The organism is Novosphingobium sp. 63-713, assembly GCF_001898925.1.
GTDB lineage: Bacteria > Pseudomonadota > Alphaproteobacteria > Sphingomonadales > Sphingomonadaceae > Novosphingobium.
The window spans coordinates 165170-172177 of the sequence record NZ_MKVS01000004.1; the positions used below are offsets into that span (position 1 = coordinate 165170).

Annotated in this window: 8 protein-coding genes and 1 tRNA gene; 7 read left to right on the forward strand and 2 right to left on the reverse strand. The window is 61.6% G+C overall.

What is annotated here, in order from left to right:
* Window positions 1-79: 79 nt before the first annotated feature.
* A complete protein-coding gene (locus tag BGP00_RS01115) occupies window positions 80-781 on the reverse strand; it encodes a GcrA family cell cycle regulator (RefSeq protein WP_168602445.1) in 702 nt (233 codons plus the stop codon).
* Window positions 782-892: 111 nt separating this feature from the next.
* On the opposite strand from BGP00_RS01115, the gene BGP00_RS01120 reads away from it, so the two are divergent.
* Complete coding sequence (locus BGP00_RS01120) at window positions 893-1786, forward strand: ABC transporter permease (protein ID WP_292692867.1); 894 nt, start codon at window positions 893-895, stop codon at window positions 1784-1786.
* A gap of 79 nt (window positions 1787-1865) precedes the next feature.
* On the opposite strand, the gene hspQ is transcribed toward BGP00_RS01120, so the two are convergent.
* Window positions 1866-2246, reverse strand: coding sequence for a heat shock protein HspQ (hspQ, locus tag BGP00_RS01125; protein WP_168602447.1), 381 nt, complete (start codon window positions 2244-2246; stop codon window positions 1866-1868).
* A 154-nt stretch (window positions 2247-2400) separates the two neighbouring features.
* Here hspQ and BGP00_RS01130 point away from each other — a divergent pair.
* The 6 genes from BGP00_RS01130 (at window position 2401) to BGP00_RS01155 (ending at window position 6923) form a co-directional block, all read left to right on the forward strand.
* Window positions 2401-2490, forward strand: a tRNA-Ser gene (locus BGP00_RS01130).
* A 159-nt stretch (window positions 2491-2649) separates the two neighbouring features.
* On the forward strand, window positions 2650-2949 hold the full coding sequence (locus BGP00_RS01135) for an Arm DNA-binding domain-containing protein (protein WP_292692869.1): 300 nt from the start codon (window positions 2650-2652) through the stop codon (window positions 2947-2949).
* A 317-nt stretch (window positions 2950-3266) separates the two neighbouring features.
* The gene (gene hpaD / locus BGP00_RS01140) at window positions 3267-4118 is read left to right on the forward strand and encodes a 3,4-dihydroxyphenylacetate 2,3-dioxygenase (protein WP_292692872.1); all 852 of its coding nucleotides are present in this window, start codon (window positions 3267-3269) and stop codon (window positions 4116-4118) included.
* Window positions 4119-4310: 192 nt separating this feature from the next.
* On the forward strand, window positions 4311-5234 hold the full coding sequence (locus BGP00_RS01145; protein ID WP_216662323.1) for a LysR family transcriptional regulator: 924 nt from the start codon (window positions 4311-4313) through the stop codon (window positions 5232-5234).
* A gap of 112 nt (window positions 5235-5346) precedes the next feature.
* Window positions 5347-6222 carry a TauD/TfdA family dioxygenase gene (locus tag BGP00_RS01150; RefSeq protein WP_168602451.1) on the forward strand — a complete coding sequence of 292 codons (876 nt, stop codon included), beginning with the start codon at window positions 5347-5349 and terminating at the stop codon, window positions 6220-6222.
* Complete coding sequence (locus BGP00_RS01155; RefSeq protein WP_292692878.1) at window positions 6219-6923, forward strand: SDR family oxidoreductase; 705 nt, start codon at window positions 6219-6221, stop codon at window positions 6921-6923. The genes BGP00_RS01150 and BGP00_RS01155 overlap by 4 nt, the downstream gene beginning before the upstream one ends.
* Window positions 6924-7008: the final 85 nt, after the last annotated feature.

Genomic DNA, 7008 nt, shown 5'->3' on the forward strand with positions numbered 1-7008 from the left:
GTTTTGATGTGGCCAAATGCAACAAGGCGCGCAAGTGGCCGATCATGCCACTTGCGCGCCCTGGCTGTTCAAAGGGAACTTATCGCACGCGCGGATTGCCGAAAGGCAGCGGCGGCGGGGGGCGGCGATGGCCGCGCGGCAATTGCGCCTGATAGGCGCGGCCGCAATGTTCGACGCAATAGGGGAAGCCGGGGTTCACCTTCTCGCCGCAGAAATGGAAATCCGGTTCGCCCGGATGGCCCATCGGCCAGCGGCAGATACGGTCGTTCAGATCCAGCAGGCTGGTCTTGTCGGCAATATCGGCGCTGGGCTTGGCGGGCACGAGGCGGCGCGGCGGGGCGGGGGGAATGGGGGCCTGCTGCTCACCCGGACCCTGACGCAGAAAACCGCCGGGGCCGACCGAGACAATGCGCGGGGCAGGCGGAGCGGCCGGAGCATCGCCCGAAGGCGCGGCAGGCGCAGCAGCGACAGGCGCGGGCGGCGGGGCCACAGGGGCGGCGGGCGCCGGGCGCGGAGCGGGCGCCGCAGCGCGGGGCGCGGGCGCTTCGACAGGGGCGGGGCGGGGCGGCGGCGGCGCGGCCTGAACCGGGGCGGGCGCGGCTTCCTCGTGGCGATCATTCGACTTGACCGGGCTGGGGCGGGCCTTGAGCCCGAGACGGTGCGCCTTGCCGATCACGGCATTGCGCGACACGCCGCCCAATTCCTCAGCGATCTGGCTGGCGGTGGCGCCGCCTTCCCACATGCGGGTCAGTTTGTCGATGCGTTCTTCGGTCCAGCTCATGCGTGCCTTGCTGCCTTTTGTCCTGAAATCTTCCGCTCGCCCTAATGTGGGGTGATTGAAAGCGCGGTGCAAGTCTTGCCAGCCCGCGCGCTACCCGATAGTCGGGCAAGCATGGCCGATCAACCCCGCAATGCCGCCCAGACCGCCGCTATCACCGATGATTCGCCGGTTCGCCCCCGTTTAAGGCAATTTCCTGTGCAGGGAGAGCCGCTGATCCATGGCATCAACCGCCTTGGGCTGTGGACTCTCTACATGAAGGAGGTGCGCCGCTTCATGAAAGTGCAGACCCAGACCATCTGGGCACCGGCGGTGACGACTCTGCTGTTTCTGGTGATTTTCACCGTGGCGATGGGGCGCGGGGGGCGGATCGTGCTGGGGGTGAATTTTGCCACCTTCGTCGCGCCGGGCCTGATCATGATGGGCATGATGAACAATGCGTTCCAGAATGCCTCGTTCAGCTTCCTTGCGGGCAAGATCCAGGGGACCATCGTCGACTTCCTGACGCCGCCCCTGACGGCGGCTGAATTGATGGCCGGGATGATCGCCGGGGCGATGACGCGCGGTATTCTGGTCGGGCTGGCGCTGGCGGGGGCGATGCTGCTGTGGCCGGGGGTGACGCTGAGCGTGGCGCATCCCTGGGCGGTGGTCTGGTTCGGGTTGATGGGCACGATGCTGCTCTCGCTGATCGGGCTGCTCTCGTCGGTCTGGGCGGAGAAGTTCGATCATAACGCCGCCGTGACCAATTTCGTGGTGCAGCCCTTGGCGCTGCTCTCGGGTACGTTTTACGTTATCGACAACCTGGCCCCCGCGTTTCAGTCGGTCAGCCGGGTCAATCCGTTCTTCTATGTGATTTCCGGCTTCCGCTTCGGCTTTCTGGGGCAAAGCGACATTGGCGCGACCAATCAGGCGGTGCTGCATGGCGCGCTGGGTCTGGCGGCGCTCAATGCCATGATCGGCGTGGTGACCTATCTGGTGCTGAAATCGGGGTGGAAGCTCAAGGGCTGATTCTTTCGGCCAAACCGGGCAACAAAAAACCCGCCGGGGCGATCCTCGGCGGGTTTTTGTTTCCGTGGCGGGTCTGACCTCAGTGGCTCAACCCGGCGCGCAGCCTGTAGCGCGCCCCGTCAAACGGCTCGAACACCTGCGGCAGGGCAGGGTGTTCGACCGGATCGCCGCCTGTGTCGCGGATCAGGTTTTGCTGACTGACATAGGCGATATAGCTGTCCTCCTCGCTCTCGGCAAAGAGGTGGTAGTAGGGCTGGTCGCGGTCGGGGCGCAGCTCTTGCGGAATGGATTCGTACCATTCCTCGCTGTTGGCGAACACAGGATCGACATCGAACACCACACCGCGAAAATCATGGTCGCGGTGGCGTACAACATCGCCGATCGCAAAGCGGGCCTGGGCGGCGCGAGGTACGTCAATCCGACGTCCGGCCTGGGGAGAGAAGAAACTCGTTCTGTCCATGATGGGAAATATAGGCCTGTTGCAGCGCAAAACAAGGCGCGCATCAGAAAATCCACAGCCATGTGAAATTAGGGCTTGGCAAGGTATGATTCGTTGGCTAGAGGGCGGCTCCCGACCGGGACGAAGCCCTTGCGGTTTCATCCAAAACCTCTGCGGAGAGGTGGCAGAGTGGTCGAATGCACCGCACTCGAAATGCGGCATACTCGTGAGGGTATCCAGGGTTCGAATCCCTGCCTCTCCGCCACTTACCCCTCCAGAGGGGTGCGCAACAGTCCACTCGGATTGACGTTTTCTCTTCAAAATCGACACTTAACGGCCTGAGGCGACCATAACGGTCCATACGCCTCCACTCATGGCGTGGGTTCGATTCGTGGTCTCGGCGTTTGGAAAACGTGGTTCGGCGATGACTATGTTGAGCGACGCAAAAATCCGCGCGGCAAAACCCCGCGACAAGGCCTGCAAGCTTGCCGACAGCCATGGGCTTTACCCTCTGGTGAGGCCGAACGGCTCCAAACTGTGGAAGTGGAATTACGCCTTCGATGGCGTGCGGAAAACGATGGCCTTCGGGAGTTACCCGGCGGTCAGTCTTGCTGCTGCGCGCGGCAAGCGCGACGGCGCACGTGCACAACTTGATGAGGGCAGGGACCCTTCCTCGATCAGGAAGTTGATAAAGGGGGCGGCCACTCACTATCTTCACCATTGAGATAGTGTTGTCCTGCCGAAAGTCTTCTATTTGGAGCGTTGGATAGTCAGGCGCCGGGCCTCATGGAATGCGTTCTGGCCATAATCTGAGCTTAGGCTGTTGGACTTGACCGTTTTGACAAATGGTAAGCTTGGGGCGACAACCTCGGCCAACAGTTCAGCCCGATCGCAGGCCCTGATATGGCAATGGAGGTTGCTATGCGGTGTCGATTCTCCTGACGGCCGGGGAATTATAAAAATAATCTAACTTTTGATCCATATTAAAAACATTTGCCACACAATATGTCATCACGCCTTCACTTTGTGGAGGAGCTTAAGATGGGCAAAATTGTTTACGCGGCCAAGATCACTCACATCCCGCGCATGATCCTGTCGGAGCAGCCCGGGCCGCTGCATGGGTGTCGCGACGACGCCGTCGAGGGGTTGCGCGAGGTTGGGCGCCGGATTCTCGATGCGGGGGCGGAAACGCTGATTGTGCTTGATACGCACTGGCTCAGCAATGCGGGCTATCATGTCAACTGTGCGTCACGCTTTGATGGCGTCTATTCGAGCAGTGAGTTTCCGACTCAGTTGAAGGATCTGGAATATCACGCGCCCGGTGATCCTGAACTGGGCCATGCCATCGCGGCTGCTGCCTCGGCCGCCGGGGTGCCTACCTTTGCGCATGAAAACAAGGCGATGTGGCTTGAATATGGCACGCTTGTGCCTTTGCACTTTATGAATACCGGCGACAGATTGAAGGTCGTCTCCATGTCGGGCTGGCTGGCCTGGGCGTCCATCGACGAGAGCCGGAAGGTCGGGGCCGCCTTGCGCGCCGCCATCGAGGCTTCGGATCGCAAGGTGGCGGTGCTGGCCAGTGGTTCGCTGTCGCACCGCATTCACGACAATGCGGTCGTGCTCGATCACCCCTATGAGATCAGTGACGAATTCAACCGCCAGTGCGATCTGCGCGCGCTTGATCTGTGGACGCAGGGGCGCTGGAAGGAGTTTGCGGGGATGCTGCCGACCTATGCGCGCGCTTGCAGCGGCGAGGGTTGGATGCATGATACGGCGATGCTGATGGGGGCGCTGGGCTGGGATGCCTATCAAGGTTGCGCCGAGGTGATCGTCCCCTATTTCATTGCTTCGGGCACCGGGCAGGTGATTGCCCAGTTCCCGATCGCGGCCTGATATCCTGATCACTGGTTTCCATCGCGGGGTCGTCCTGTTTGTTTTGCATATCTTTGCAAAAGATGATATTGTTAAGTATCAACAATAAATGACGGCAGGCATGGCTGGCGGCTCGGTCATGCTCGACCTTCGCGGTGTGAGATTGGGGGGAGGATGGCGGACATAACTGAGGTTAATGCAAATATCGATTTGATGCAGTTGCGTTACTTCGTGGCCGTCGTCGACGCGGGCAGTATTTCCAAGGCATCGCGCCTGTGCAACATCGCGCAACCGGCACTGTCGAAGCGCATTGCCAATCTTGAATTTGCTATGCGTGTGCCTCTGCTGCATCGCGGACATACGGGGATACGGGCGACCGAGCAGGGGCTTTTGCTGTATCAGGCGGCGCAGCGTGTTCTGCATGATATGGCCAAGGTGATAGATCAGGTCCACTCCGCCGAAGACAATCCGGTCGGCGAGGTAAGGGTGGGTTGCGTCAACAGTCTGACGCGCATGATCGGCCCCGCGCTGGCCAGGCGTGTGCGTGAGGCCTATCCCAATGTCAGGCTCTCGTTTGTGGCAGGCCAAAGCGGCGATCTGTATCGAGCGCTGTGCGATGGATTGCTCGATCTGGGGCTGTTGGTGCATGACAAGGAAATTGGCAGCCTGGACATCGATCTCCTGCTGACCGAGGAACTCTTCCTTGTCGCCAGCCCCGACCTGCCCGGCCTGCCGCCTGAAGATGTGATCGCGCCCGAACAATTGTCAGGTCTGCCTTTTGTCTTTCCCACGGCGCGGTCTTTTGCCAGCGGGCGTTATCTGCTCGAATATCTGCGCCATCGCGGCATCCATCTCAACATTCAGGCCGAAATCGACGGCGAGGCCATTCGCGATCTTATTGCGGGCTCGTTTGGGGCCTGCATCCTGCCCGCCAGCTTCGTTGAAAGCGACATCGCCAGTGGGCGCGTATGCCTGAAACGTCTGCGCGACTTGCCGCTGCGCCGTGATCTGGCCCTGTGTTCTGCCAATGATCGTCCGCGCACTCTTGCGGCCCGGGTGCTGGCCCGCGAACTCAAACAGATGCTGACGGAGGAGCTGATGCGCACGGCCTGGCGGCATGTGCGGATCGCGGGCTGAAGCATGCCATAGATTTCGCGCATACCCCCATCACCATACAGGATTAGAACTGCGCCGACCTATGTGTGAAGGAGTTCACACCAACAAGAATTCACATGCGGAGAGATCAGACATGTCGATCACCTTTGAGCAGGTGGGCAGGACATTTGCGGGGAAAGCCGAAGGGATTGCGCTGTCACCACCATGCGATGCCGGCACAATCCAGACCATCCTTGCGGCGCTCGACCGCTTCGGGGTGGTGGTGCTGGCCGGCCAGAAAATGACGCCTGATGAGCAAATCGCCTTCAGCGAGCAATTGGGGCCGCTGGAAAACTCCGATGAAGGCAATCCGAAATATCGCAAGCTGCGCGAGGACATGAAATACACCGACCAGCGCGTGTCGGAAATTTCCAATCTGGTGGATGGCGCGACCATTCTTGGCGCCACCGACATGCGCCGGATTTTCCAATATGCGAACCAGTTCTGGCATGCCGACAGCACGTTCCGCCCGGTGCGCGCCCGATACACCTTCCTTCAGGCGATCCTGGTGCCGCGGGATGGCGGCGATACCGAATTCGCCGATATGGCAACGGCGTGCGAAGAGCTGCCTCAGGCGCTGCGCGAGGAGGCCGAAGGGCTGATCGGCATTCACAGCCCGCGCACCATCATGGACCATCTGGGCGCCACGCGGCCCGATCAGGGCGGGTTCTTCAGCGAACTGCCCGATCAACCGCGCCCGATCATCGAAACGCACCCCGGTTCCGGCCGTCAGGTTTTGAACATCGGTTCGCACCTCTCCCATATCGAGGGGATGCCGATGCCGGAAGGGCGGGCGTTGATCGCGGCGCTGCGCGAACATGCGTGCGATCCGCGCTATCGCTATCGTCACCGCTGGACGCCGGGTGATCTTGTCATCTGGGACAACCGCTCGACCCTGCACCGCGCATGTCGTTACCGTGAGAATGATCAGCCGCGCCAACTGGTGCGCACCTTGGTGGAAGACAGATGAAACTGGGTCTGGAAGGGCGCCGCGCGCTGGTGACGGGCGGGTCGGCGGGGGTCGGGCTGGGCATCGCCCGGGCGCTGGCCGAAGAAGGTGTGGAACTGGTGTTGGCAGGGCGCCGCGCCGATGCGTTGGAGCGCGCGGCGGCTGAACTGGGCGGGGCGCAGACCGTCGCCATCGATCTGACCCGGCCCGATACAGCCAAAGCGCTGGCCGAGGCAGCGGGGGCGGTCGATATTCTCGTCAATTGTGCCGGTGCCTCGGCGCCGCTGGGCATCGACGGGTCGGAGGAGGACTGGCAGGCGAGTTACCAGATCCGCGGCATCGGGCGACGCCAATTGATCGAGGCCTGCCTGCCGCATATGCGGGCGCAGAAATACGGGCGCATCTTCATGATCGGCGGCGGTTTCGAGGTGCAGCAGGTGGTCAACGCCGCCTCGGTCTTCAACGCGGCCAGCACGGTCTATGGCAAGAGCCTGAGCCACATGGTAGCGGCGGACGGGGTGACCGTGAACACCATCGCTTTGGGCTTTATCGTCAGCGAGCAGGGGCCTGCGCCCGTGCCGGTGTCCGCCATTCCTGCGGGCCATTATGGCGATCCTGCCGATGTGGGCGCGCTGGTGGCCTTTCTGGCCAGTCCGCGTGCCCGTTACATCACCGGCGAAGTTATCGCTGTCGATGGCGGCTTCCACCGCTTCGCATTCTAGCACTACTTTGGCAGAAAAGTGATTTCAGCGCCCTGTAGCGTGCAGCCGCAATGTGGACAATGGAGCGATTGCGACTGATGTAGGC

Coding starts and splice junctions, on each gene's coding strand:
- hpaD (WP_292692872.1), top strand. CDS start 3,267: ATGGGCAAAATTGTTTACGCGGCCAAGATCACTCACATCCCGCGCATG.
- BGP00_RS01120 (WP_292692867.1), top strand. CDS start 893: ATGGCCGATCAACCCCGCAATGCCGCCCAGACCGCCGCTATCACCGAT.
- BGP00_RS01155 (WP_292692878.1), top strand. CDS start 6,219: ATGAAACTGGGTCTGGAAGGGCGCCGCGCGCTGGTGACGGGCGGGTCG.
- BGP00_RS01115 (WP_168602445.1), bottom strand. CDS start 781: ATGAGCTGGACCGAAGAACGCATCGACAAACTGACCCGCATGTGGGAA.
- BGP00_RS01150 (WP_168602451.1), top strand. CDS start 5,347: ATGTCGATCACCTTTGAGCAGGTGGGCAGGACATTTGCGGGGAAAGCC.
- BGP00_RS01145 (WP_216662323.1), top strand. CDS start 4,311: ATGCAGTTGCGTTACTTCGTGGCCGTCGTCGACGCGGGCAGTATTTCC.
- BGP00_RS01135 (WP_292692869.1), top strand. CDS start 2,650: ATGACTATGTTGAGCGACGCAAAAATCCGCGCGGCAAAACCCCGCGAC.
- hspQ (WP_168602447.1), bottom strand. CDS start 2,246: ATGGACAGAACGAGTTTCTTCTCTCCCCAGGCCGGACGTCGGATTGAC.